Origin of the sequence: Pseudomonas parasichuanensis (assembly GCF_021601385.1) — a bacterium.
Classification (GTDB): Bacteria; Pseudomonadota; Gammaproteobacteria; order Pseudomonadales; family Pseudomonadaceae; genus Aquipseudomonas; species Aquipseudomonas parasichuanensis.
This window is the reverse complement of the sequence record NZ_BQHO01000028.1, coordinates 29,201-54,281: the sequence shown is the minus strand read 5'-3', so window position 1 is coordinate 54,281 and position 25,081 is coordinate 29,201. Positions and strand designations below refer to the sequence as shown.

Annotated in this window: 23 protein-coding genes; 18 read left to right on the top strand and 5 right to left on the bottom strand. The window is 62.8% G+C overall.

The features are described 5' to 3' along the window. Positions 1–50: 50 nt before the first annotated feature. Genes L6D77_RS20330 through L6D77_RS20320 form a run of 3 tightly spaced genes read right to left on the bottom strand, consistent with a single transcriptional unit; the run spans position 51 to position 4,617 of the window. Entirely contained in the window at positions 51–1,472 is a 1,422-nt protein-coding gene (locus L6D77_RS20330) for an efflux transporter outer membrane subunit (protein ID WP_232883868.1), read from the bottom strand. A 3-nt stretch (positions 1,473–1,475) separates the two neighbouring features. Next, on the bottom strand, positions 1,476–3,440 hold the full coding sequence (locus L6D77_RS20325) for a MacB family efflux pump subunit (RefSeq protein ID WP_232883869.1): 1,965 nt from the start codon (positions 3,438–3,440) through the stop codon (positions 1,476–1,478). A 1-nt stretch (position 3,441) separates the two neighbouring features. Then, complete coding sequence (locus L6D77_RS20320) at positions 3,442–4,617, bottom strand: efflux RND transporter periplasmic adaptor subunit (RefSeq protein ID WP_232883870.1); 1,176 nt, start codon at positions 4,615–4,617, stop codon at positions 3,442–3,444. Between the two features lie 218 nt (positions 4,618–4,835). On the opposite strand from L6D77_RS20320, the gene L6D77_RS20315 reads away from it, so the two are divergent. The 4 genes from L6D77_RS20315 (at position 4,836) to L6D77_RS20300 (ending at position 7,810) form a co-directional block, all read left to right on the top strand. Next, a complete protein-coding gene (locus L6D77_RS20315; RefSeq protein ID WP_232883871.1) occupies positions 4,836–5,312 on the top strand; it encodes a sigma-70 family RNA polymerase sigma factor in 477 nt (158 codons plus the stop codon). Between the two features lie 169 nt (positions 5,313–5,481). Then, positions 5,482–5,967 carry a histidine kinase gene (locus tag L6D77_RS20310; RefSeq protein WP_232883872.1) on the top strand — a complete coding sequence of 162 codons (486 nt, stop codon included), beginning with the start codon at positions 5,482–5,484 and terminating at the stop codon, positions 5,965–5,967. A gap of 61 nt (positions 5,968–6,028) precedes the next feature. Next, positions 6,029–7,354 (top strand): MFS transporter, encoded by a 1,326-nt coding sequence (locus L6D77_RS20305; protein WP_232883873.1) that lies wholly within the window; start codon positions 6,029–6,031, stop codon positions 7,352–7,354. Positions 7,355–7,408: 54 nt separating this feature from the next. Then, positions 7,409–7,810 carry a type II toxin-antitoxin system MqsA family antitoxin gene (locus tag L6D77_RS20300; RefSeq protein WP_232883874.1) on the top strand — a complete coding sequence of 134 codons (402 nt, stop codon included), beginning with the start codon at positions 7,409–7,411 and terminating at the stop codon, positions 7,808–7,810. Positions 7,811–7,869: 59 nt separating this feature from the next. Here the strand turns inward: L6D77_RS20300 and L6D77_RS20295 are convergent, their stop codons facing one another. After that, positions 7,870–9,552 (bottom strand): electron transfer flavoprotein-ubiquinone oxidoreductase, encoded by a 1,683-nt coding sequence (locus tag L6D77_RS20295; RefSeq protein ID WP_269807567.1) that lies wholly within the window; start codon positions 9,550–9,552, stop codon positions 7,870–7,872. Between the two features lie 528 nt (positions 9,553–10,080). Between L6D77_RS20295 and L6D77_RS20290 the strand changes: the two genes are divergently transcribed. The 9 genes from L6D77_RS20290 (at position 10,081) to L6D77_RS20250 (ending at position 17,039) form a co-directional block, all read left to right on the top strand. Next, positions 10,081–10,830, top strand: a complete 750-nt coding sequence (locus L6D77_RS20290) for an electron transfer flavoprotein subunit beta/FixA family protein (protein ID WP_232883876.1) — start codon at positions 10,081–10,083, stop codon at positions 10,828–10,830. After that, entirely contained in the window at positions 10,831–11,760 is a 930-nt protein-coding gene (locus L6D77_RS20285) for an electron transfer flavoprotein subunit alpha/FixB family protein (RefSeq protein ID WP_232883877.1), read from the top strand. A gap of 81 nt (positions 11,761–11,841) precedes the next feature. Beyond that, positions 11,842–12,663, top strand: a complete 822-nt coding sequence (locus L6D77_RS20280; RefSeq protein WP_232883878.1) for a substrate-binding periplasmic protein — start codon at positions 11,842–11,844, stop codon at positions 12,661–12,663. Positions 12,664–12,672: 9 nt separating this feature from the next. Beyond that, positions 12,673–13,026 carry a DUF4398 domain-containing protein gene (locus tag L6D77_RS20275; RefSeq protein WP_232883879.1) on the top strand — a complete coding sequence of 118 codons (354 nt, stop codon included), beginning with the start codon at positions 12,673–12,675 and terminating at the stop codon, positions 13,024–13,026. Continuing rightward, positions 13,023–13,832, top strand: a complete 810-nt coding sequence (locus L6D77_RS20270; RefSeq protein WP_232883880.1) for an OmpA family protein — start codon at positions 13,023–13,025, stop codon at positions 13,830–13,832. The genes L6D77_RS20275 and L6D77_RS20270 overlap by 4 nt, the downstream gene beginning before the upstream one ends. 207 nt (positions 13,833–14,039) lie before the next feature. Further along, complete coding sequence (locus L6D77_RS20265) at positions 14,040–15,482, top strand: aminotransferase-like domain-containing protein (RefSeq protein ID WP_232883881.1); 1,443 nt, start codon at positions 14,040–14,042, stop codon at positions 15,480–15,482. Positions 15,483–15,543: 61 nt separating this feature from the next. Beyond that, positions 15,544–16,038: a hypothetical protein gene (locus L6D77_RS20260; protein ID WP_232883959.1), complete on the top strand. Its 495-nt coding sequence runs from the start codon at positions 15,544–15,546 to the stop codon at positions 16,036–16,038. Positions 16,039–16,145: 107 nt separating this feature from the next. Continuing rightward, positions 16,146–16,400 carry a YkgJ family cysteine cluster protein gene (locus L6D77_RS20255; RefSeq protein ID WP_110993997.1) on the top strand — a complete coding sequence of 85 codons (255 nt, stop codon included), beginning with the start codon at positions 16,146–16,148 and terminating at the stop codon, positions 16,398–16,400. Between the two features lie 33 nt (positions 16,401–16,433). Further along, complete coding sequence (locus L6D77_RS20250) at positions 16,434–17,039, top strand: START domain-containing protein (protein WP_232883882.1); 606 nt, start codon at positions 16,434–16,436, stop codon at positions 17,037–17,039. An 80-nt stretch (positions 17,040–17,119) separates the two neighbouring features. Here the strand turns inward: L6D77_RS20250 and gltA are convergent, their stop codons facing one another. After that, positions 17,120–18,409: a citrate synthase gene (gene gltA, locus L6D77_RS20245; RefSeq protein WP_110993995.1), complete on the bottom strand. Its 1,290-nt coding sequence runs from the start codon at positions 18,407–18,409 to the stop codon at positions 17,120–17,122. A gap of 351 nt (positions 18,410–18,760) precedes the next feature. Between gltA and sdhC the strand changes: the two genes are divergently transcribed. From sdhC to L6D77_RS20220, 5 genes are all read left to right on the top strand, one after another. After that, positions 18,761–19,147, top strand: coding sequence for a succinate dehydrogenase, cytochrome b556 subunit (gene sdhC / locus L6D77_RS20240; RefSeq protein WP_110993994.1), 387 nt, complete (start codon positions 18,761–18,763; stop codon positions 19,145–19,147). Beyond that, positions 19,141–19,509: a succinate dehydrogenase, hydrophobic membrane anchor protein gene (sdhD, locus tag L6D77_RS20235; protein ID WP_232883883.1), complete on the top strand. Its 369-nt coding sequence runs from the start codon at positions 19,141–19,143 to the stop codon at positions 19,507–19,509. The genes sdhC and sdhD overlap by 7 nt, the downstream gene beginning before the upstream one ends. Before the next feature lie 3 nt (positions 19,510–19,512). Then, positions 19,513–21,285: a succinate dehydrogenase flavoprotein subunit gene (gene sdhA, locus L6D77_RS20230; protein ID WP_232883884.1), complete on the top strand. Its 1,773-nt coding sequence runs from the start codon at positions 19,513–19,515 to the stop codon at positions 21,283–21,285. Positions 21,286–21,296: 11 nt separating this feature from the next. After that, a complete protein-coding gene (locus L6D77_RS20225; protein WP_232883885.1) occupies positions 21,297–22,001 on the top strand; it encodes a succinate dehydrogenase iron-sulfur subunit in 705 nt (234 codons plus the stop codon). A gap of 245 nt (positions 22,002–22,246) precedes the next feature. After that, a complete protein-coding gene (locus L6D77_RS20220) occupies positions 22,247–25,078 on the top strand; it encodes a 2-oxoglutarate dehydrogenase E1 component (RefSeq protein WP_110993991.1) in 2,832 nt (943 codons plus the stop codon). The last annotated feature ends 3 nt before the right edge of the window (positions 25,079–25,081 follow it).

Genomic DNA, 25,081 nt, shown 5'->3' with positions numbered 1-25,081 from the left:
GCTTTGCGGCCCTATCGCGGCACAAGGCCGCTCCTACAGGGGGCGGCGGGTTATGGCTGAGCCTTGGCCAATGCCTGCGGCGCCTGCCAACCCCCACCCAATGCCTTGTACAACGCCACGCTGCCCTGCAGCCGTGCCAGGTACAGTTGCGCCTGCTCATCCTGGGCCAGGTACAGGGTGCGCTGGGTTTCCAGCACGCTCAGCAGGGTTTCGGCACCGGCGGCGTAGCGCTGCTGGGCGAGGTCGAAGGCGATGCGCGCCTGTTGGACCTCCTGGTCCTGCCATTGGCGCTGACGCTCCACGCCGCTGATGGCATTGAGCGCTTTCTCTACGTCGGAAAAGCCGGCCAGGATGCTGCCGCGATAGGCTTCCAGCAGCTCCTGCTGCTCGGCGCTGGCCAACTCGCGCTGGGCGCGCAGGCGGCCATTGTTGAAGATGGGCGCGGTAAGGCCGGCGGTGAGGGTGTAGTAGGGGCTGTCGAAAATGTTGGCAAAGGTCCTGGAGCCACTGCCAAGATCGGCGCCCAGCACCAGGCGCGGCAGCATGGCGGCCCTGGCCACTTGCACGTCGGCGCTGGCGGCGGCCAGGCGGGCTTCGGCGGCGGCGATGTCGGGGCGCCGGCTCAGCAGTTCGCTGGGCACGCCGCTGCCGATGGTCGGCCAGCGCAACGCGCCGATTACCTCGTTGCCAGCGGGCAGTGCCTGCACCGGATCACCCAGCAGGGTGGCCAGGGTGATGCGGTTGTCCTGGCGGCGCTGTTCAAGCAGCGGCAGCTGGCGCTCCTGGGCGGCCACCAGGCTGCGCTGCTGGGCCAGTTCAAGGCGGGTAGCGGAGCCTGCGCGCTCGCGGGCCTCGACCAGGCCGAGCACATCGCGGGCGTTGTCGAGGTTGAGGCGGGCGATGCGCAATTGCTCTTCCAGGGCCAGGCCCTGCAGGTAGCTGTCGGCCACGGCGCTGACCAGGGTCAGTTCGACGGTCTGGCGGTCGAAGCGGCTGGCGTCGAGGCTGTGCAGGGCACTGTCACGGGTGGCGCGCAGGCCACCCCAGAAGTCGATCTCGTAGCTGGCGCTCAGGCGGGTGCCGAACGAGGTGCTGGTGCGTTCAGTGCTGCTGGCGTCGAGCTGGTCGTTGCCGTCGCCGCGCAGCAGGCGCTGGCGGCTGCCATCCAGGCCCAGCTGCAGTTCCGGCAGCAATGGCGCCCCGGCGATCACGGCGTTGGCCTGGGCCTGACGCACCCGGGCGGCGGCGGCGGCGAGGTCGTAGCTATTGAGCCGTGCGCGTTCGATCAACCGGTCCAGTACGGGGCTGGCGAAGGCGCGCCACCAGTGGCCGTCTGGCCAGGGGTGCGTCGCTACGGCGGCACCTTGCCAGGTAGGCGGGGTATCAATGCCCGCGGCGGGTGGCGGCGGGGTGCTGCAGGCGGCCAGGAACAGGCTCAGGGTCAACAGGCTGATGCGGCTGGGGATCGTCATGGATTATTCGCTGGTAAGGGCTTTGACCGGGTCTAGGCGGGCGGCCTTGCGGGCCGGCATGAAGCCGAACACCACGCCGGTCACCACGGCGCAGGCGAAGGCGCCAATGATGGCGGGCAGGGCGAAGGCCACGGCGATATCGGCCAGCAGCAGGCCGCCGCCGATGGCCAGGGCGAGGACGATGCCGGTCACGCCCCCGACCATCGACAGCATCACCGCTTCGGTGAGGAACTGGCGCAGGATGTCGCGCTGGCGGGCACCGGTGGCCATGCGGATACCGATCTCGCGGGTGCGTTCGCGCACGGTCATGAGCATGATGTTCATCACGCCGATGCCACCGACCAGCAGGGAAATCGCGGCGATCGCGCCGAGCATCAGCGACAGGCTGTTCTGGGTGCGCGCCTCGGCCTGGATCAGCGCGGCGTCGTTGGTCAGCTCGAAATCATGCTTGCCCTGGTGGCGCTGGCGCAGCAGGCGTTCGATTGCCTGTTCGGTCTGGTGCACCCGGCTGGAGTCCTGGGCAGCGATGGCGATGTATTCGGGGTCACGGCTGCCGAACAGGCGGATGGCGGCAGCGGAGTAGGGCACGACGATGCGTTCGTCACTGTCCTCGCTGCCGGAACTGGCGCCTTTGCCGAGCAGTACGCCGATCACCTGGAACGGCACGTTGCCGATCAGCAGGTACTGGCCGAGCGGGTTGCTCCCGGCGCCGAACATCTTGTCCCGAACCTTTTGGCCGATCACCGCCACGGCCGCCCCGCTGGCTTCGTCGGCTTCGGTATAGAAGCTGCCCTCGACCACCGGCCAGTTGAAGATCTCGGGGAACCAGGTGTTGTTGCCGCCTACATAGAACTCCTGGCTGTTGTTGCCCTGGCGCACCATCAGCTTGTCGCCGATCACCGGCATGACGTGTTTCACCTGGGGCAGCTCGGCGATGGCGGCGACATCGTCCAGGCTGACGATACCTCCAGGCTCCCGTTCGGTGGCGTGTTTGCCGTTGAGGTAGAGGATGTTCGAGCCGAAGGCGGCCATCTGCGCCATCACCTGGCGCTTGCTGCCTTCGCCGACGGCCAGCATGACCACCACCGAGGCCACGCCGATGACGATGCCGAGCAGGGTGAGCGCAGTGCGAAAGCGGTTGACCCACATCACTCGCCAGGCGGCTTGCAGCGACTCGATCATTTCGCCTTTCCAGGCCCCTTTGTGGCTGGCGCCGCTGTCCAGGCGCCGGCGCAGGTCGTCGGCCTGCAGGTGGCGGGCGGGGGCGTGGGCGGGGTGCTCGGCGGCCGAGTCGCTGACCACCTGGCCGTCGCGTACCTCGATGACCCGCTGGGCGCGGGCGGCGACTTCGCGGTCATGGGTGATCAGGATGATCACATGGCCCTGGCTGGCCAGCTCGTCGAGCAGGCTCATCACCTCGGCGCCGCTGTGGCTGTCGAGGGCGCCGGTGGGTTCGTCGGCGAGGATGATGTGGCCGCCGTTCATCAACGCGCGGGCAATCGAGACGCGCTGCTGCTGGCCGCCGGAAAGTTGGTGCGGACGGTTGCCGGTGCGGCTGGCCAGGCCCAGGCGTTCGAGCAGGGCATGGGCCCGCGCATGGCGTTCGGCCGGCGGTGTGCCGGCATAGATGGCCGGCATTTCGACGTTTTCCTGGGCCGAGCCTGAAGGGATCAGGTGATAGCCCTGGAACACGAAGCCGAATGCCTCGCGGCGCAGCCAGGCCAGTTCGTCGCTGCCGAGTTCGGCCACGTCGCGGCCGGCGAAGTGGTAGCTGCCGGAGCTCGGGCGGTCGAGGCAGCCGAGGATGTTCATCAGGGTCGACTTGCCGGAGCCCGAAGCGCCGACGATGGCGACGAATTCGCCGGGGTGGATGCTCAGGCTGATGCCGCGCAGCACCTCGACTTTTGGTGAGTCGATGCCGCCATAGGCCTTGCAGATGTCGCGCAATTCGATCAGGGGCGTGCTCATCTCAACCCCCGCTGGTCGGCGAGCCAATCACCAGGCGTTCGCCTTCGTGCAGGCCGTCGAGGATTTGCACGCGCAGGCGGTCGCTCAGACCGGTGCGCACCTGGCGTGTCTCGACCTTGCCATCGGCCTTGAGTACCTGGGCCAGGCGCAGGCCGTCGTCCGGGGTGTCTTCGAGGGCGGCGAGTGGGGCGCTGAGTACCTGGCTGGCCTGGCCGGCGACGAAGAACACCTGGGTGGTCATTTCGGCCATCAAGGCGCCGTCGGGGTTGTCGACGTCGAGCAGCACGGTGTACTGCACCACTTTGCTACCGGTGGTGCCGGCGGTGGCACTGGCCGGGCTGCCGCCGCCCTGGGCGCTTTGATCGAGCGGTTTGGGCGGGATCGGCAGGATCTGGCGCACGGTGCTGGTCCAGCGGCGCTTGCCGCCGGCCAGGGTGGTGAAGTAGGCGGTCATGCCGGGTTTGACCTTGCCAATGTCGGCTTCGGATACCTGGGCCCAGACGGTCATCGGTGACAGTTTGGCGATGCGCAGGATCAGCGGGGTTTGTTGCTGGGCATTGAGGGTCTGGCCTTCGCGGGCGTCCACCGCCACCACGGTGCCGCTCATCGGGGCGTAGATGCGTGTGTAGCCAAGCTCTGCCTCGTCGCTGCGCAGGCTGGCCTGGGCCTGGAGGATCTGGGCCTGGTACATGTCGATACGGGCCTGGGTGACTTTCAACTGGGCCTGGGCGGTTTGCAGGTCTTCCTGACGGCTGGCACCGGCGGCGGCCAGGTCGCGCTGGCGCTGGTGCTGCTGCTGGGCCAGAAGGTACTGGGCGCGCTGCTCGGCGAGTTGGGCCTTGAGGTTTTCGATGGAGTAGCGGCCGGCGTCGAGCTTGGCTTTTTGTGTGGAGGGGTCGATCTCCACCAGCAACTGGCCTTCGCGAACTTCATCGCCAGCTTCTACATGCAGCTTGCGGATCTGCCCGGACGCCTGGGCACCCACGTCGACATAGCGGCGCGGCTGCAAGGTGCCGAGGGCGGTGACGCTGCTTTCGATATCGGCGCGGGCCACCGGCACGGTACTGAGTGGCGCACCGCCCAGGGGCAGGGTGGTCCAGGCCAGCAGGCTGCCGAGGCCAAGCAGGCCCAGGGCTGCAATGAGCAGACGGCGACGGGGGGCGGTTGTGCGTGTCATGCGGGCTTCCAGCCGAAGGGAGTGGCCGGGCGCGGCCATGCACGGCGCGCTCGGGGGTCCCAGTTAAACGAACCTGCAGCATGCCGATTTAACCGGGCGATAGGCCAGCATCCCTGTTGCTGAGAATAATTATAATTTGTAAGATCGTTCGCTTACTTCATTCCTACCCGCTGCCCATGCCATGTGAGCGTTTGCGCAGGGAGAGGCCAGGTACCGTCGTGGAACACTACTATCGCGAATTGGTGAGCTTTCTCTCTGCACGCCTGGGCAGTCGCCAGGCGGCGGAAGACGTCGCCCATGACGCTTATCTGCGGGTTCTGGAGCGTACCGACGGCGAGCAGATCGAGCACCCACGGGCGTTCCTTTACCGTACCGCGCTGAACCTGGTGGTCGATCGCCACCGACGCCACCTGGTGCGCCAGGCCGAACCGCTGGAGGTGCTCGACAGCGACGAGCGCTGGCACAGCCCGGCACTGACCCAAAGCATGCAGCAGGACCAGCGCCTGGCCTTGATGCAGCAAGCCTTGGATGAGTTGAGCGCGGTGTGCCGTGACTGTTTCCTGTTGCGCAAGCTCGACGGCCTGTCGCACCCGCAAATTGCCGAGCGCCTGGGCATTTCCCGTAGCCTGGTGGAGAAGCACATCGTCAACGCCATGAAGCATTGCCGCCTGCGCATGCGCCAATGGGAATCGTGAATCCGGCGTGAAGGCCGGGTGAAAAAATCCTGTGCTGGCAACTTGATTTCCAGTTGTTTCAAGACAACTATCAATAAAGACCCGATCAGGCGGCCAGCCTGACGTTTGCCTTTTCTGGCGCAGTACGGTCATGGAGCTTGTTTGATCACACTGTAGCCAGGTCCGGACGATGGCCAACAAATCCTTGCGCATCCTCATCGCTGACGAACACCCCGACCAGCGTCTGCAGCTGGAGCGGCTGCTCAATGGCCTGGGGTATTACCGTATCGCCCCGGTGGAGAGCTTCGACGATCTGCAGCGCCTGGTGCACAGTGCCCTGCTGCCGTTCAACCTGTTGGTCGGCAACATCGAGCTGGCCAGCCATGCAGGTGTCGACCTGGCGCGCTTCTGCCGGGTCAGTACGCAGATCCAGCACGCCTTGTTGTATCACTCGCAGCAACTGAAGGTGCCTGCCGTGCCGCAGAGCGAGCGTCAGGCTGTGAGCGTCAGCCTGCCAAGGGTGCCTGATTGCGAGGCATTGGGGTCGTTCATGGCGATCATCGACCTGCCGGTGGTGGTCGGGCAGGTTCCATTGCCGGCCAGCCTTTGCGGCGCCGCCGGCTATGGCAAGCGGCGCATGAATTTCGGCCAGACCGTGTTCAGTCGCAACTCCTGACGCGGCCCGCGTTATCGGCATTTGCTATCCTCTTGGCCTTTTGCCGACCTGCGAACCTGCCATGACTGCCATCGATAACGCTCGCGCACCCGGCTTCAGCCGCGGCGACCACCGGACCCTGGGCCTGGCGGCGCTGGGCGGCGCCCTGGAAATCTACGATTTCATCATCTTCGTGTTTTTTGCGCTGACCCTCAGCCAGCTGTTCTTCCCTCCCGAGATGCCGGAGTGGCTGCGTTTGCTGCAAAGCTTCGGGATCTTCGTCACCGGCTACCTGGCGCGGCCTTTGGGCGGCATTCTCATGGCCCATTTCGCCGACCACCTGGGGCGCAAGCGGGTGTTCAGCCTGAGCATCCTGATGATGGCATTGCCGTGCCTGCTGATCGGGGTGATGCCGACCTACGCCGACATCGGCTACGCCGCGCCGCTGATCCTGTTGGCCCTGCGCATCCTGCAAGGGGCTGCGGTGGGGGGCGAGGTGCCCAGTGCCTGGACCTTCGTGGCCGAACATGCGCCGGCCGGGCGGCGAGGCTATGCGTTGGGCTTCTTGCAGGCGGGGCTGACCTTTGGCTATCTGCTGGGCGCGCTGACTGCGACGCTGCTGGCGCAGCTCTATACACCTCAGGAAATCCTCGATTACGCCTGGCGCTATCCGTTCCTGCTGGGCGGCGTGTTCGGCGTGATCGGTGTGTGGCTGCGCCGCTGGTTGAGCGAGACACCGGTGTTCCTCGCCTTGCGTGAGCAGCGGGAGCAGCCGGTGGCCTTCCCGCTGCGCAGTGTGCTCGGCGAGCATCGCCGGGCGCTGATTCCGGCGGCATTGCTGACTTGCGTGCTCACCTCGGCGGTGGTGGTGCTGGTGGTCATCACGCCGACGGTGATGCAGCAGCGCTTCGGCATGACGGCCGGGCACACCTTTGCCTTGAGCAGCGTGGGTATTGTCTTTCTCAATATTGGCTGCGTGCTGGCCGGGTTGCTGGTCGACCGCATCGGCGCCTGGCGTGCACTGATGATCTACAGCCTGGCGCTGCCGCTGGGCATCGGCGCGTTGTACGCCAGCCTGGTGGGGCAGTGGGGCATGACCTGGCTGGCCTACGCGCTGGCTGGGCTGTCCTGTGGTGTGGTGGGGGTGGTGCCGTCGGTGATGGTCGGGCTGTTCCCGGCGCAGATCCGGGTGTCGGGGATTTCGTTCACCTACAACATCGCCTATGCCCTGTGGGCCAGTACCACACCGTTGGCGTTGATTGCGTTGATGCCGTGGAGCCCGTGGGTGTGTGTCGGCTTTTGTCTGATCATGGGCACGGTCGGGGTGCTGACGTCGCTGTATTTCGGGCGTCGTGAGCCGTTGGCATTCGGCGCTGAGCCCATGCCGATCATGTGTGGTGACAAATGAGGCGGTGATGGCTGCGAGGTGTTGAGGCAGGCTGATCGTATCCTTCAAGGAGCTTTGAAATGTCCTATCTGTGGTGGGGCAGAACTGGTCGCAGAAGCCCAGGACATGCCTTACCAATACAAAGCTCAATCGATTGTGATCCAGGATGTTTTTGGTGATTACTGCCCTGCGTGCGGAGAGGCTATTTTGAGCATGGATGAGGCTGGGCGTATTAGCGATCTGATGTTGAGCTTCAACAAGCAGGTCAACGCCGCAGTGGTCGCTCCGACTTTCATTGCCGCCGTACGCCGCAAGTTCGACCTCGATCAGCGTGAGGCCGGTGAAATCTTCGGTGGCGGGGTGAATGCCTTCTCCCGCTACGAAAACGGCAAGACCCAGCCGCCATTGGCGCTGATCAAGCTGTTCAAGCTGCTCGACCGCCACCCGGAGCTGTTCGAGGAAGTTAGGACCGTCTGATACGAAAAAGCCCCCTGGCCACACGGCCAGGAGGCTTTTCATTGCTGCCAGGGCAGGGCTTACATGTTCGGGTAGGTCGGCCCGCCGGCGCCTTCAGGGGTGACCCAGGTGATGTTCTGGGCCGGGTCCTTGATGTCGCAGGTCTTGCAGTGCACGCAGTTCTGCGCGTTGATCTGGAAGCGCTTGCTGCCGTCTTCCTGGGTGACCACTTCATACACGCCGGCCGGGCAGTAACGCTGGGCCGGTTCGTCGTACAGCGGCAGGTTGCTGGCGATCGGGATGTTCGGGTCGGCCAGCTTCAGGTGGCAGGGTTGTTCCTCTTCATGGTTGGTGCTGGAGAGGAATACCGAGCTGAGCTTGTCGAAGCTGAGCTTGCCGTCCGGTTTCGGGTATTCGATCTTTTTCGAGTCGGCGGCGAGCTTGAGGCAGGCATAGTCCGGCTTGGTGTCGTGCAGGGTGAAGGGCAGCTTGCCGCCGAACCAGTTCTGGTCCACGTAGTTGAACGCGCCACCAAGCAGCGGGCCGAACTTGTGCAGCGCCGGGCCGAAGTTGCGGCTGGCGAACAGTTCTTCGTGCAGCCAGCTGGCCTTGAACGCGCTGACATAGCCGTTGAGCTGGTCGCCGCCTTCACTGCCGGCGATCAATGCGTCAGCCACCGCTTCGGCGGCGAGCATGCCGGACTTCATCGCGGTGTGGCTGCCCTTGATCTTGGAGAAGTTCAGGGTGCCCAGGTCGCAGCCGATCAGCGCGCCGCCGTTGAACACCATTTTCGGCAGCGAGTTCAGGCCGCCTTTGCAGATGGCGCGGGCGCCGTAGCTGATGCGCTTGCCGCCTTCGAGGTACTGGCTGATCACCGGGTGGTGCTTCAGGCGCTGGAACTCGTCGAAGGGCGAGAGGTATGGGTTGGCGTAGGAGAGGTCGACGATCAGGCCGACCACCACCTGGTTGTTTTCCAGGTGGTAGAGGAACGAGCCACCGGTGTTCTCGGCGCTCATCACGTCCAGCGGCCAGCCGGCGGTATGCACCACCAGGCCCTGCTCGTGCTTGGCCGGGTCGACTTCCCAGATTTCCTTCAGGCCGATGCCGTAGTGCTGCACGTCGGACTCGTTGTCCAGGTCGAAGCGCTTGATCAGCTGCTTGCCGATATGGCCACGGCAGCCTTCGGCGAACAGGGTGTACTTGGCACGCAGTTCCATGCCTGGGGTGTAGAGGCCTTCTTTCGGGTTGCCTTCGCGGTCCACACCGAGGTCGCCGGTGATGATGCCGCGAACCACGCCGTTCTCGTCGAACAGGGCTTCCTGGGCGGCGAAGCCCGGATAGATCTCGACGCCCAGGTTCTCGGCCTGCTGGGCCAGCCAGCGGCACAGGTTGCCGAGCGAAATGATGTAGTTGCCCTGGTTGTGCATGGTCTTGGGCACGAACAGGTCGGGGACCTTGGTCGAGCTGTCGGCACTTTTGAGCACGTAGATGTCGTCGCGCTTCACTTCGGTGTTCAGCGGCGCGCCGAGCTCTTTCCAGTCGGGGAACAGTTCGTTCAGGGCGCGCGGCTCGAATACCGCGCCGGAGAGGATGTGGGCGCCGACTTCGGAGCCTTTCTCGACCACGCAGACGCTGATCTCGCTACCGGCTTCGGCGGCCTTCTGCTTCAGGCGGCAGGCGGCGGACAGGCCCGCCGGGCCGGCGCCGACGATGACCACGTCGAATTCCATGTATTCGCGTTCCACTGGTTCTCTCCTACTCATCAAGGCTCGTGCTGTTGCTTGGTCTTATTGGGTGCTGGGGCGGTCATGCGTAGCGGCTCTTGCTGTAGCTGCTGGGATGACGGACTACACCGTTTTGTCTTGGCCGCGCATTATATCTACACCACTTGGCGGGTCCAATACAAACGTTTGTTTGAATTTGCCGGAGCCCAGTAAAATCACTGGTACGCGGCTGAAGGCTGGCCAATTTGGCGTATTGACCGGATGGGGTGTTACGGTCAAGATACGAGCGCTTTTACGCTCGCCGTAGGCTGACCGTCGGGCGCAGGTGCACCCCTAAAGACCAGGCGTGGAGCAGGGTTTACGGGCCGAATCAGGTTTTGTAGTGGAGTCTACACGCCACGACAGAAAATGACCCGCGGGTTTTGCCCGTAAAGGTCGAAACAGGACTGATCGGTCATCTGAATTGTGCCGGCTCCAGAACGTTTTTAGAGGTGCCCTTGTACCCACGCGCATTCGCCGGGCAGCCCCCAGGCGACATTCTTTTCACCGGAGAGTAACGAGGAATCCATGAAGGTTCTTGTAGCTGTCAAACGAGTGGTCGACTACAACGTCAAGGTTCGCGTCAAGGCGGACAACTCCGGCGTCGACCTTGCAAACGTCAAGATGTCCATGAACCCCTTCTGCGAAATCGCCGTGGAAGAAGCCGTCCGCCTGAAAGAGAAGGGCGTGGCGAGCGAGATCGTCGTCGTTTCCGTCGGCCCGACTACTGCCCAGGAGCAACTGCGTACTGCCCTGGCCCTGGGTGCCGACCGCGCTATCCTGGTCGAAGCTGCCGATGAGCTGAACTCCCTGGCGGTGGCCAAGGCGCTCAAGGCCGTTGTCGATAAAGAGCAGCCGCAGCTGGTCATCCTCGGCAAGCAGGCGATCGACAGCGACAACAACCAGACTGGCCAGATGCTGGCTGCGCTGACCGGCTACGCCCAAGGCACCTTCGCCTCCAAGGTGGAGCTGGCCGGCGACAAGGTCAACGTCACCCGTGAAATCGATGGCGGCCTGCAGACCGTTGCGCTGAACCTGCCCGCGATCGTCACCACCGACCTGCGCCTGAACGAGCCGCGCTACGCGTCGCTGCCGAACATCATGAAGGCCAAGAAGAAGCCGCTGGAGACCGTTACTCCAGACGCGCTGGGCGTGTCCATCGCCTCCACCAACAAAACCCTGAAAGTCGAAGCGCCTGCTGCCCGCAGCGCTGGCATCAAGGTCAAGTCGGTGGCCGAACTGGTCGAGAAGCTGAAGAACGAAGCGAAGGTAATCTAAATGACTATCCTGGTTGTCGCTGAACACGAAAACGGTGCCGTAGCCCCGGCCACCCTGAACACTGTTGCTGCCGCCGCCAAGATCGGTGGTGATGTCCACGTGCTGGTCGCAGGCGCAAACGTCGGTGGCGTGGCCGAATCCGCCGCCAAGATCGCCGGTGTTGCCAAGGTGCTGGTTGCTGATAACGCCGCCTACGCCCATGCCCTGCCGGAAAACGTCGCGCCGCTGATCGTCGAGCTGGCCAAGGGTTACAGCCACGTGCTGGCCCCGGCCACCACCAATGGCAAGAACATCCTGCCGCGCGTCGCCGCACTGCTGGATGTCGACCAGATCTCCGAGATCATCTCGGTCGAATCCGCCGACACCTTCAAGCGCCCGATCTACGCCGGTAACGCCATTGCCACCGTGCAATCGAGCGCTGCGGTCAAGGTCATTACCGTGCGTACCACGGGTTTCGACGCCGTGGCCGCCGAAGGTGGCTCGGCTGCTGTCGAAGCGATCGCCGCCGCCCACGATGCCGGCAAATCGGCCTTCGTCGGCGAAGAGTTGGCCAAGTCCGACCGCCCAGAGCTGACCGCTGCCAAGATCGTCGTTTCCGGTGGCCGCGGCATGGGCAACGGTGACAACTTCAAGCACCTGTACAGCCTGGCCGACAAGCTCGGCGCCGCCGTCGGTGCCTCGCGCGCCGCGGTCGACGCAGGCTTCGTGCCCAACGACATGCAGGTCGGCCAGACCGGCAAGATCGTCGCGCCACAGCTGTACATCGCCGTCGGTATCTCCGGCGCGATCCAGCACCTGGCCGGCATGAAAGACTCGAAAGTGATCGTTGCGATCAACAAGGACGAGGAGGCGCCGATCTTCCAGGTGGCCGACTACGGCCTGGTCGCCGACCTGTTCGAAGCGGTTCCGGAGCTGGAAAAGCTGGTCTGATCCGTCTGCTTCACCTATAAAGAAGCCCGGCCCCTCATGGGGTCGGGCTTTTTTTGATTTCAAGGTTGTGGGAGAGGTGGCATGGCGTTTCGCGCGAGCAAAGGGATATTGGCGGGTGTGCTGACGCTGCTGTCGGCACCGCTGCTGGCAGCCGGCAAGTGCGAACGCCTGGTGGTCACTGGCAGCCCGGATGCGCCGCCTTACTCCTGGCAAGATCCGAAAGATCCCAAGCACCTGATCGGTGCCAATGTGGACCTGTTGCGCCAGGTAGCAGGGGAGTTGGGGCTAAAGGTCGAAGTGCTGTACGCCGGCAAGCGCGAACAGGCGCTTGAGGAGGTGCGCAGCGGGCGCATGGATCTGCTGCTCGACACCCCCATGCAGGTTACTCAGCTTACTGCGCTGGATTACATTCATCCCCCTTTGCAGCTCAATGAATACCTGGTGTGGGCCCGGCACGACGCGGTGCTGGAGTTCAACGGCCCGGCAGACCTCGCCCGCTACCAGGGCGGGGTGTCGGAGAAGGCGCGTCTGACCCCGGCTTTTGAAGCCTTTACCAAGGCCCAGCTCAAGCTTGTGCCGGCACAGAACCTCACGCAAGCATTCCAGAAGCTGGTGCTCGGCCAGGTCGACTATGTACTTGCCGGGCGCTACGCCGGCATGGCCATGGCCCAGAGCCTAGGCGTGGGCAACGACCTGATCGCCCGCGGCCTGCCGGTGGACCGGCCAGGCTTGTACTTGGCGGTGTCGCACAACTCGGCGTGCAACGACAGCTGGTTGCGCGGACAACTGGCGAAAAAACTGACAGAATTGCCGATCTCCGGGGCGAGCGAGGCGGTGTTGCAGCGCAATGTCGAGCGCTGGAAAGCGCAGATGCAGGCGCCGATGGACGCCCCTAAACAGTAGGAAGAGTGTGTGAGAAGCCAACCCCTGATTCTTGCCTTGGCCGTGTTTGGCCTGGTCGGGTGTGCCAGTGATCCGGCACCCCATGAACAACTGCGCCTCTCCGAGCAGGCGCTGCAGCAGGCCAAAGCGGTCGGCGCCACTGAGCAGGTGCCATCGTTCAAGCTGGCCGAAGACAAGCTCGCCCGCGCCAAGGCCAACATGGCCAGCGAAAGCTACCGCGATGCACGCATGCGTGCCGAGCAGGCTGAACTTGATGCACGCCTGGCCGAGGCCTTGGTGCTGACGCAAAAGAGCGAAGAGCAGCTGCAGCTGTTGCAAACACGGGTCAAGCGCCTGCGCAAGCAACTGGAGGTGCAGCCATGAGTCGCCTCAAGCCAATGGCTGCACTGGCCCTGCTGGCACTGGTCGGGTTGCAGGGCTGTGCCAGTCAGCGCAGCGAGTCGGCACTGGATGATGCCACCGTAGCCTTCCAGAAGGTCAAGGACGATTCCGATGTGCTGCGCAGTGCGCCGCGTGATGTGATCCGCGCCGGTGAGTCGCTGGGCCGAGCGGAGCGCCTGGCCGGCTATATAGGTACCGGCAGCGATGTGCGTCATTACGCCTATCTGAGCCAGCGTTACAGCGAAATTGCTGCCGAGCACGCCAAGCTGGCGCTGAATCAGGAGCGCCTGACCAAGCTCGACCTCGAGCGCCAGCGGCTGCAGTTGGCCTTGCGTGAGGCCAAGCTGGCCAGCGTTCAGCAGCAAGGCAAGTTCGTCGAGGCGCAGATTGCCGCATTGGCCTCTGAGCAGACCGATCGGGGTCTGGTGATGACCCTGGGCGATGTGCTGTTCGACACAGGCCAGGCGGAGCTCAAGAGTTCGGCCAGCCGCACGGTGCTCAAGCTGGTGCAGTTCCTCCAGCTCAACCCGCGCCGGGTGGTACGCATCGAGGGCTACACCGACAGCACTGGCATGCCCGATGACAATCTCAAGTTGTCGCGCGATCGCGCTCAGTCGGTGGCCGACATGCTGGTTGACCTGGGTATCGACGAGAAGCGCATCGAAGTCGAGGGTTATGGCGACCAGTACCCGGTTGAGGCCAATGCCTCGGAGCGGGGCAGGGCGCAGAATCGCCGGGTCGAGATCGTCTTCTCCGATGACAAGGGCAAGCTCGCCCCGGCGCGCTGAGCCAACTCCCACAGGGTCGCGATGCGGCCCTGTGTTCTTTTGCGAGGTCGCAGTACGGGCGTCGTTGTTCATCGTGTAGCTGTTACGCAACTGTATTGTTGACTATCCTGCGATCTGTCCCAGTACACTTTGCAACTGTTACGGTATTCTGGCTCAGCTGTGAGTCGCACAAGAACAACGATCCCGTCCGCGCTTCGAGAACACGCCATGACCAACCTGCTGTTGTACCAGCGCATCGCCCAGCAACTGGCCGATGACATCCGCCGTGGTGTCTATCAACCTGGCGAGCGGGTGCCCTCGGTGCGCAAGATGAGCGCCCAGCTCAACGTCAGCCATGCCACCGTGCTGCAGGCCTACGCCAATCTCGAGGACCAGGGGCTCATACGTGCACGGCCGCAGTCAGGCTACTACGTGCACCAGACGCCGGCCCTCACCGCGCAGACGCCGGATATCGCCCGGGTCGAGCGCCCTGGGTTGGTTACTCGCGCCAGTATCATCCAGCAGGTTTTGACCGAAGCACGGCGCGACGGCGTATTCCCCTTCGGTGCGGCGGTGCCTCATGTCGATTACCTGCCGGTGCGCGCCCTGCACCAGCAGATCGCCAAGGTGACCCGTTTCCACAGTCCGCGCGCGTTCAGTTACATGTTCAGCCCAGGCTTCGAGCCGCTGCGCCGGCAGATTGCCATTCGTATGCGCGATGCTGGCGTGTTGGTCGACCCGCGCGAAGTGGTGGTTACCCATGGTTGTGTCGATGCGCTGCAGATGTCGTTGCGGGTGTTGACGCGTCCGGGTGACCTGATCGCTGCCGAGTCGCCCACCTACTACGGTTTGCTGCAGCTGGCCGACCTGCTGGGTTTGAAGGTGATCGAGATTCCCAGCGACCCCTCCACCGGCATCAGTCTCGAGGCGTTGCAGTTGGCGGCCAACCAGTGGGCGATCAAGGCGTTGGTGCTGACCGCGCGCTTGAGCAACCCGTTGGGAGGCACTATTCCCGAAGAGCGGCAGAAGCAACTGCTGCGCCTGGCCTCGGACTTCGATATCCAGATCGTCGAAGATGACATCTATGGCGAACTGATGTTCGAGCAGGGGCGCACCAAGGCACTCAAGGCTTTCGACCGCCTTGATCGGGTGATCTACTGTTCGAGCTTCTCCAAGACGCTGTCGCCGGGGGTGCGGGTTGGCTGGATGATCGCCGGCCGCTATCAGGACGAAATCCAGCGCCTGCAGACGTTCACCACGCACTCGGCCTGCAGCGTGACGCAGATGGGGGTGGCGGCTTACCTGGAAAACGGCGGCTACGATCGCCACCTGCGCTTTATCCGCCAGGAATATCGCAAGAACCTGAGCGCCTACCAGTTGGCGGTGCAGCAGCATTTCCCCGAAGGTACCCAGATGACCCGGCCGACGGGCGGTTTCATCCTCTGGGTCAGCCTGCCGGGGCGGGTCAACACCCAAGAGTTGCACGTGCGTGCGCTGGAGCAGGGCATCAGCATTGCGCCGGGCCTGATCTTCAGCAATACCGAGCAATTTAACCACTGTATCCGGCTCAATTGCGGCATTCCGTGGAACAAGGAAGCCGAACGGGCGGTAATCACCCTGGGCTTGCTGGCCCAGCAGCTGTGCCGGGAGTCGGCTGGCGCGCTTGTCTAGACTTGTCAGAAGGGCGGGGAACAGGGAGCATACGCGTTTTCCCTGCCTGCTCCCGGTATTCATGAACGCGCTTCGTCCTCTGGCCCTGATTTTGGTTTTATCGCTACCCTGGTACTCGGGAGGCGTAGTGCATGCCGCGCAACCGCCGACCAAGGAGCAGGCGCAGCAGGGCAAGGCTGCCAAGCCAGTGAGTAAGGTGGTGGCGAAACCTGCGGCCAAGGCACCCGCCAAAGCAGCGGTCAAGCCCAAGCCCAAGCAGAAGCCCGTCACTCGCAGCAAGGGCGTGAACAAGGTGGCCAGTCAGCCCGTGCCTGCCGCAAAGCTCGATCTCAGCCTGCCGACCGACATGGTCAAGCACCTCAAGCCGGATGTGGGGAATGCACCGTCGATCCGCAAGCCATTGCTGCCGTCCATGTTCAGCGAAAAGCCGGTCACCAATGACAGCCCGTTCCAGCTCAACGGCCGGTTGATCAGCAATGAAATGCAGCTGCAACTGCGCAACGACAGCCGTCGCGATGTAGAGGGCGCGGCCATCGAGTTCGAATTCCGCAACTGACTGCCGGGTCATTTGCGATTTCATCTGGTCGGTAATTTCAAACGTATGTTTGAGCGGTTAGTATCCGGGGACGTTCGTCCCGTCTTGCTCCTGGGAGTCCTGTTTTCATGAAATGCCGTGAGGGCTGTGGTGCCTGCTGCATCGCCCCGTCCATCAGTTCAGCCATCCCGGGCATGCCGCAGGGCAAGCCGGCCGGCGAGCGCTGCCTGCACCTGTCCATCGACAACCTCTGCGCCTTGTTCGGCAAGCCCGAGCGGCCCAAAGTGTGCGGTGGTTTCAAGGCGGAAGTGGATGTCTGCGGCAGTGATCGTGACGAAGCCATTCGTATCATTGGTTGGCTGGAGCAAATGACGGCGGCGTGACTGTTCGGATCTTCTACAACAAGGAACAAGATGATGAGATCGTTCAAGCGTATTGCTGTGGTGTGTGGCATGTCGGTGCTGCTGGCGCCAGCTGCCTGGGCTGAAAACTGGCAGGTGGCCAAGGACGAGGACGGCATCAAGGTGTCGCTCAGTGAAGTGTCGGGCTCCCAGTACAAGGCCTACCGAGGCGTAACCCTGATCAAGGCGCCGCTGGCCAAGGTCAGGGCGTTGCAGGAGGACGTGGCAGGGGCCTGTGCCTGGATTCATGAGTGCAAGACCCAGAAACTGCTCAAGAGCGAGGGCGACCAGAGCTGGACCTATACCCAGTTCAATACGCCTTGGCCGGTGACCGCGCGTGACTCGATCCTGCATGTCACCACGGTGCAGGCAGCGGATGGCAGCCTTACCCGCAACCTCAAGGAAGAGCCAACCTACCTGCCGGAAGAAAAGGGCTTTGTCCGTGTGTCCCAGGTGCAGGGTTTCTGGAAGCTGGTGCCCAAGGGTGACAGCACCGAAGTGACCTATCAGGTGCATACCGAGCCAGGAGGCAGCGTGCCGTCGTGGCTGGCCAACAAGTTCGTGGTGGATGCACCGTTCAATACCCTCAAGGGCCTGCGCGAAAAGGCCGAAAAACCCTGAGCTGTCAGCGGTCATTCGTGCCGCTTGAACAAAAAAAGGCCGCCCCGTGGGGCGGCCTTTTTGCGTTCGGCTGAGAAAGCTTACTTGCGGTCCTTCAGCTCGACGATGTCGCGCTTCTCGTAGCCGGTGTACAGCTGGCGCGGGCGGCCGATCTTGTACGGGCTGGAGAGCATTTCCTTCCAGTGCGAGATCCAGCCCACGGTACGTGCCAGGGCGAAGATCACGGTGAACATGCTGGTCGGGATGCCGATGGCCTTGAGGATGATGCCCGAGTAGAAGTCCACGTTCGGGTACAGCGAGCGCTCGACGAAGTACGGATCGGTCAGTGCGATCTCTTCCAGGCGCATGGCCAGTTCGAGTTGCGGGTCGTTCTTGATGCCGAGTTCGCTGAGGACTTCGTCGCAGGTCTTCTTCATCACGGTGGCGCGTGGGTCGCGGTTCTTGTACACGCGGTGGCCGAAGCCCATGAGCTTGAACGGATCGTTCTTGTCCTTGGCCTTGGCGATGTACTTGTCGATGTTCGAGACATCGCCAATTTCATCGAGCATGGTCAGTACGGCTTCGTTCGCACCGCCGTGGGCCGGGCCCCACAGTGCGGCGATACCGGCGGCGATACAGGCGAACGGGTTGGCACCCGAGGAGCCCGCCAGGCGCACGGTGGAAGTGGAGGCGTTCTGCTCGTGGTCGGCATGGAGGATGAAGATCCGGTCCATGGCCTTGGCCAGCGTCGGGCTGATCGGTTTGATCTCGCACGGCGTGTTGAACATCATGTGCAGGAAGTTTTCCGCGTACGACAGGTCGTTGCGCGGGTACATCATGGGCTGGCCCATGGAGTACTTGTAAACCATCGCGGCCAGGGTCGGCATCTTGGCGACCAGGCGCACCGCGGAGATTTCGCGGTGTTGCGGGTTATTGATGTCCAGCGAGTCGTGATAGAACGCCGACAGGGCGCCGACCACGCCGCACATCACCGCCATCGGGTGGGCGTCGCGACGGAAGCCGTTGAAGAACGACTTCAGCTGTTCGTGAACCATGGTGTGGTTCTTGACGGTGCTGACGAACTGGGCCTTCTGCTCGGCATTCGGCAGTTCGCCGTTGAGCAGCAGGTAGCAGGTTTCGAGGTAGTCCGACTGCTCGGCCAGTTGCTCGATCGGGTAGCCGCGGTGCAGCAGCACGCCCTTGTCACCATCAATGTAGGTGATCTTCGACTCGCACGAAGCGGTCGCCATGAAGCCGGGGTCGAAGGTGAAGTGGCCGGATGCCCCCAACCCGCGGACGTCGATAACATCAGGACCAACGGTGCCGGTTAAAATGGGCAGCTCGACGGGGGCATTGCCCTCGATGACCAACTGCGCTTTTTTGTCAGCCATGTGGCCTCCTATTAATGCTTGAAATCATCAGACAGACCCCCCACGCAGGGCCCGCACCACTATAGAGGGATAAATTCGAATGTCAATTTGCCTAAAGGCTGGTTGAAACGCCCTCTGAGGCCTGATTTTTCACGAAATTCTCGCCCGTTTACGCCTTTTGTTCACTAAAGGCAATGCGCTATTCGGGCGAGTCCCTTGCGTTGTCATAAGCAGCCTAACTGTCTATACTCGGCAGCCGACTCCCAGAGGCTTTCTAGCCTGCCCTGCTGGGTGTCGTGCTCTCCTGGGTGGTGGGTACCTGACCAGTACACTTACCAACAACTTTGCCCTGTTCGCTAGGGGCTCTTCAGTGTGAAAAAAGCCGTGAAAAGCCAACGACCTGTAAACCTAGACCTAAGGACCATCAAACTCCCGATCACCGCATACACGTCCATTCTTCACCGTATTTCCGGCGTCATCCTGTTCCTCGGCATTGCCATCATGCTTTACGCATTGGGCAATTCGCTGGGTTCCGAGGAAGGCTTTGCCGAGGTGAAGGCGTGTCTGACCAGTCCGCTGGCCAAACTGGTGACCTGGGGCCTGCTGTCCGGCCTGCTGTACCACCTCGTCGCAGGTGTGCGCCACCTGATCATGGACATGGGTGTCGGTGAGACGCTGGAAGGCGGCAAGCTGGGCTCGAAAATCGTGATCGTCATCTCCGTGGTGCTGATCGTTCTGGCAGGAGTTTGGGTATGGTAACTAACGTCACGAACCTCTCGCGTTCGGGCCTCTACGACTGGATGGCGCAACGCGTCTCGGCGGTCGTTCTCGCGGCTTATTTCATCTTCCTGATCGGCTACCTCGCCGTTCACCCAGGGATCGACTATGCCCAGTGGCACGGTCTGTTCACCAGCAACGCGATGCGCATCTTCAGTCTGCTGGCACTCGTCGCTCTGGGCGCTCACGCCTGGGTCGGCATGTGGACCATTGCCACCGACTACCTGACGCCGATGGCGTTCGGCAAGTCGGCGACTGCGATCCGTTTCCTGTTCCAGGCTGTATGCGGCGTTGCGATGTTCGCGTACTTCGTCTGGGGTGTGCAGATTCTCTGGGGTATCTGATTCATGGCTAACATTCCAACCATTTCGTTCGACGCCATCATCATCGGTGGCGGCGGCGCAGGCATGCGCGCAGCGCTGCAACTGGCTCAAGGCGGCCACAAGACTGCCGTAGTCACCAAGGTGTTCCCGACCCGTTCGCACACCGTTTCCGCCCAGGGCGGCATCACCTGCGCCATCGCTTCGGCCGACCCGAACGACGACTGGCGCTGGCACATGTACGACACCGTCAAGGGCTCCGACTACATCGGTGACCAGGACGCGATCGAATACATGTGTCAGGAAGGCCCGGCTGCGGTCTTCGAGCTGGACCACATGGGCCTGCCGTTCTCGCGTACCGAAACCGGCCGTATCTACCAGCGTCCGTTCGGTGGCCAGTCCAAGGACTTCGGCAAGGGTGGTCAGGCCGCCCGTACCTGCGCAGCCTCCGACCGTACCGGTCACGCGCTGCTGCACACCCTGTACCAGGGCAACCTGAAGGCAGGCACCACCTTCCTTAATGAGTACTACGCCGTTGACCTGGTCAAGAACCAGGACGGCGCGTTCGTCGGTGTGATCGCGATCTGCATCGAAACCGGCGAAACCATGTACATCAAGTCCAAGGCCACCGTACTGGCTACTGGCGGTGCCGGTCGTATCTACGCCTCCACCACCAACGCCCTGATCAACACCGGTGACGGTGTCGGCATGGCCCTGCGTGCCGGCGTGCCGGTGCAAGACATCGAAATGTGGCAGTTCCACCCGACCGGCATCGCCGGCGCCGGTGTACTGGTTACCGAAGGCTGCCGTGGTGAAGGTGGCTACCTGATCAACGCCCACGGCGAGCGCTTCATGGAGCGTTACGCGCCGAACGCGAAGGACCTGGCTGGCCGCGACGTGGTTGCCCGTTCCATGGTCAAAGAGATCATCGCCGGCAACGGCGTGGGCCCGAACAAGGACCACGTACTGCTGAAGCTGGACCACCTGGGCGAGGAAGTGCTGCACAGCCGCCTGCCAGGTATCTGCGAACTGTCCAAGACCTTCGCCCACGTCGACCCTGTGGTCGCGCCGGTCCCGGTCATCCCGACCTGCCACTACATGATGGGCGGCGTTGCCACCAACATCCATGGCCAGGCCATCACCATGGACGCCGAAGGCAACGACCACATCATTCCAGGCCTGTTCGCCGTAGGTGAAGTGGCGTGCGTATCGGTTCACGGTGCCAACCGTCTGGGCGGCAACTCGCTGCTCGACCTGGTGGTGTTCGGCCGTGCCGCCGGCCTGCACCTGGAAAAAGCCCTGAGCGATGGCGTCGAATACCGCGATGCCAGCGATACCGACGTCGATGTTGCCCTGAACCGCCTGAGCAAGCTCAACGAGCGCACCACTGGCGAAGACGTTGCCAGCCTCAAGCGCGAGCTGCAGAGCTGCATGCAGAACTACTTCGGTGTATTCCGTACTGGCGAATACATGCAGAAGGGTATCGAGCAGCTGGCCGGTCTGCGTGACCGTATCGCCAACGTCAAGATCAACGACAAGTCCCAGGCCTTCAACACCGCGCGTATCGAAGCGCTGGAGCTGCAGAACCTGCTGGAAGTTGCCGAAGCTACCGCCATTGCGGCCGAAGCCCGTAAAGAGTCCCGCGGCGCGCACGCCCGTGAAGACTTCGAAGACCGTGACGACGAGAACTGGCTGTGCCACACCCTGTACTACCCGGGTGAGAAGCGCGTTGCCAAGCGTGGCGTCAACTTTGCGCCGAAGACCGTTCCGGCCTTCGAGCCAAAAATCCGGACTTACTAAGGGTGGCTGCTATGTTGAAAGTCGAAGTTTACCGCTACAACCCCGACACCGACTCGGCGCCCAAGATGGAGTCGTTCGACGTCGATACCGGCGGCAAGGACCTGATGGTTCTGGACGTGCTGGCACTGATCAAGGAAAAGGACGAGGGCTTCTCGTACCGTCGCTCCTGCCGTGAAGGCGTGTGCGGTTCCGATGGCATGAACATGAACGGCAAGAACGGCCTGGCCTGCATCACCCCGCTGTCGGGCGTGGTCAAGGGCAACAAGCTGGTACTGCGTCCGCTGCCTGGCCTGCCGGTCATTCGTGACCTGGTGGTCGATATGAGCATCTTCTACAAGCAGTACGAGAAGGTGAAGCCATTCCTGCAGAACGATACCCCGGCTCCGGCCATCGAGCGTCTGCAGACGCCGGAAGAGCGTGACAAGCTGGACGGTCTGTACGAGTGCATCCTGTGCGCCTGCTGCTCGACCTCCTGCCCATCGTTCTGGTGGAACCCGGACAAGTTCCTGGGCCCCGCCGCACTGCTGCAGGCCTATCGTTTCCTGGCCGACAGCCGCGACACCAAGACTCAGGAGCGCCTGGCGTCCCTGGATGACCCGTTCAGCGTATTCCGCTGCCGCGGGATCATGAACTGCGTGAACGTTTGCCCCAAGGGTCTGAACCCAACCAAGGCAATCGGCCACGTACGTAACATGCTGCTGCAAAGCGGCACCTGATTCAAAGCGTTGTACCAGCAGTAAGCCGAGGTGCGGGTGGTGAGCCCGCACTGAGGTAAAACTCGGGCAAGGGCCCACAAAGCCCACGCCCATTACCTATGAAGATATGAGACCAGCAGGGGCTTTCCGGGCTGGTACCCGGAAAATCAGCAAGATCCAAGTGGCGTGGTCCAGTCGCTGTGTTCGGACTTTTCCAGGTTGCTGCGGCTCTCGCCGATCAGTCCCCTAACCGAGGGTGACCAAGCATGCAAGAAAGCGTGATGCAGCGCATGTGGGATAGCGCCCACCTTTCAGGTGGTAACGCTGCATATGTGGAAGAGCTTTATGAGCTCTACCTGCACGACCCTAACGCTGTGCCAGAAGAGTGGCGCACTTACTTCCAGAAGTTGCCCGCCGACGGCAGCACCGCTACCGATGTATCGCACTCGACGATCCGCGATCATTTCGTATTGCTGGCAAAGAACCAGCGCCGCGCCCAACCGGTTTCCGCCGGGAGCGTGAGCTCAGAACACGAGAAGAAGCAGGTTGAAGTACTGCGACTGATCCAGGCCTATCGTATGCGCGGCCATCAGGCTGCCAAGCTCGACCCGTTGGGGTTGTGGCAGCGTCCTGCGCCCGTAGACCTGTCGATCAATCACTACGGCTTGACCAATGCCGATCTTGATACGACCTTCCGTGCCGGTGACCTGTTCTTCGGCAAAGAGGAAGCGAGCCTACGCGAAATCTTCGAAGCGCTGCAGAAGACATATTGTCGCACCATTGGCGCCGAGTTCACCCACATCGTCGATTCCGAGCAGCGCAGCTGGTTCCAGCAGCGTCTGGAAAGCGTACGTGGCCGTCCTGAATTCTCCGCCGACGTGCAGGCACACCTGCTCGAGCGCGTCACGGCCGGTGAGGGCCTGGAGAAGTACCTGGGCACCAAGTACCCAGGCACCAAGCGCTTCGGCCTGGAAGGCGGCGAAAGCCTGATCCCGATGCTCGACGAGATGATCCAGCGTTCCGGCTCGTACGGCACCAAGGAAGTCGTGATCGGCATGGCCCACCGTGGCCGCCTGAACGTGCTCGTCAACACCTTCGGCAAGAACCCGCGCGAGCTGTTCGACGAGTTCGAAGGCAAGAAGATGAACGAGCTGGGCTCCGGTGACGTGAAGTATCACCAGGGCTTCTCCTCCAACGTGATGACCCCGGGTGGCGAAGTTCACCTGGCCATGGCGTTCAACCCTTCCCACCTGGAAATCGTCTCGCCAGTGGTGGAGGGTTCGGTGCGTGCCCGTCAGGACCGTCGCAACGACACGGTCGGTGACAAGGTACTGCCGATCTCGATCCACGGTGACGCCGCATTCGCCGGCCAAGGCGTGGTGCTGGAAACCTTCCAGATGTCGCAGACCCGCGGTTTCAAGACCGGCGGTACCGTGCACATCGTGATCAACAACCAGGTTGGTTTCACGATCAGCAACCCGCTGGACTCGCGTTCCACCGAGTACTGCACCGACGTCGCCAAGATGATCCAGGCGCCGATCCTGCACGTGAACGGTGATGATCCGGAAGCCGTGCTGTTCGTCACGCAACTGGCCATCGATTACCGCATGCAGTTCAAGCGTGACGTGGTCATCGACCTGGTCTGCTACCGTCGTCGCGGCCACAACGAGGCTGACGAGCCGAACGGCACCCAGCCTTTGATGTACCAGCAGATCACCAAGCAGCGCACCACCCGCGAGCTGTATGCCGATCAGCTGATCAGCGCCGGCCGTATCGACGCCGAGCGTGCTCAGGCCAAGATCGACGAATACCGCAACGCGCTGGACAACGGCCTGCACGTGGTCAAGAGCCTGGTCAAGGAGCCGAACCGCGAGCTGTTCGTCGACTGGCGCCCGTACCTGGGCCATGCGTGGACCGCGCGTCACGACACCCGTTTCGACCTCAAGACCCTGCAGGACCTGTCGGCCAAGCTGCTCGAGCTGCCGGAAGGCTTCGTCGTCCAGCGTCAGGTGTCGAAGATCTACGAAGACCGTCAGAAGATGCAGGCCGGTGGCTTGCCGATCAACTGGGGTTACGCAGAGACCATGGCCTACGCCACCCTGCAGTTCGAAGGTCACCCGATCCGCATGACCGGCCAGGACATCGGCCGTGGCACCTTCTCGCACCGTCACGCGGTGCTGCACAACCAGAAGGACGCCAGCACCTACGTACCGCTGCAGAACCTGTTCCCGGGCCAGCCGAAGTTCGAACTGTACGACTCCTTCCTCTCGGAAGAAGCGGTACTGGCTTTCGAATACGGCTACTCCACCACCACGCCGAACGCGCTGGTGATCTGGGAAGCCCAGTTCGGCGACTTCGCCAACGGTGCGCAAGTGGTGATCGACCAGTTCATCACCAGCGGCGAGCACAAGTGGGGCCGCCTGTGCGGTCTGACCATGCTGCTGCCACACGGTTATGAAGGGCAGGGCCCGGAGCACTCCTCCGCGCGTCTGGAGCGTTACCTGCAGCTGTGCGCCGAGCACAACATCCAGGTCTGCGTACCGACCACCCCGGCACAGATCTACCACCTGCTGCGTCGCCAGGTCATCCGTCCGCTGCGCAAGCCGCTGATCGTCCTGACGCCGAAGTCGCTGCTGCGCCACAAGCTGGCCATCTCGACCCTGGAAGACCTGGCAGAAGGCTCGTTCCAGACCGTGATCCCGGAAATCGACACCCTCGATCCGGCCAAGGTCGAACGCCTGATCCTGTGCAGCGGCAAGGTTTACTACGACCTGCTGGAAAAACGCCGTGCCGAAGGCCGCGAAGACATCGCCATCGTGCGTATCGAGCAGCTGTATCCGTTCCCTGAGGACGACCTGATCGAAATCCTCGCGCCTTACACCAACCTCAAGCATGCAGTGTGGTGTCAGGAAGAGCCGATGAACCAGGGCGCCTGGTACAGCAGCCAGCACCACATGCGCCGTATCCTGGGCCGCCACAACAAGGCACTGGTCCTGGAATACGCCGGCCGCGACGCTTCTGCCGCGCCAGCCTGTGGTTACGCTTCGAAGCACGCCGAACAGCAGGAAAAACTGCTGCAAGACGCCTTCACTGTCTAACGC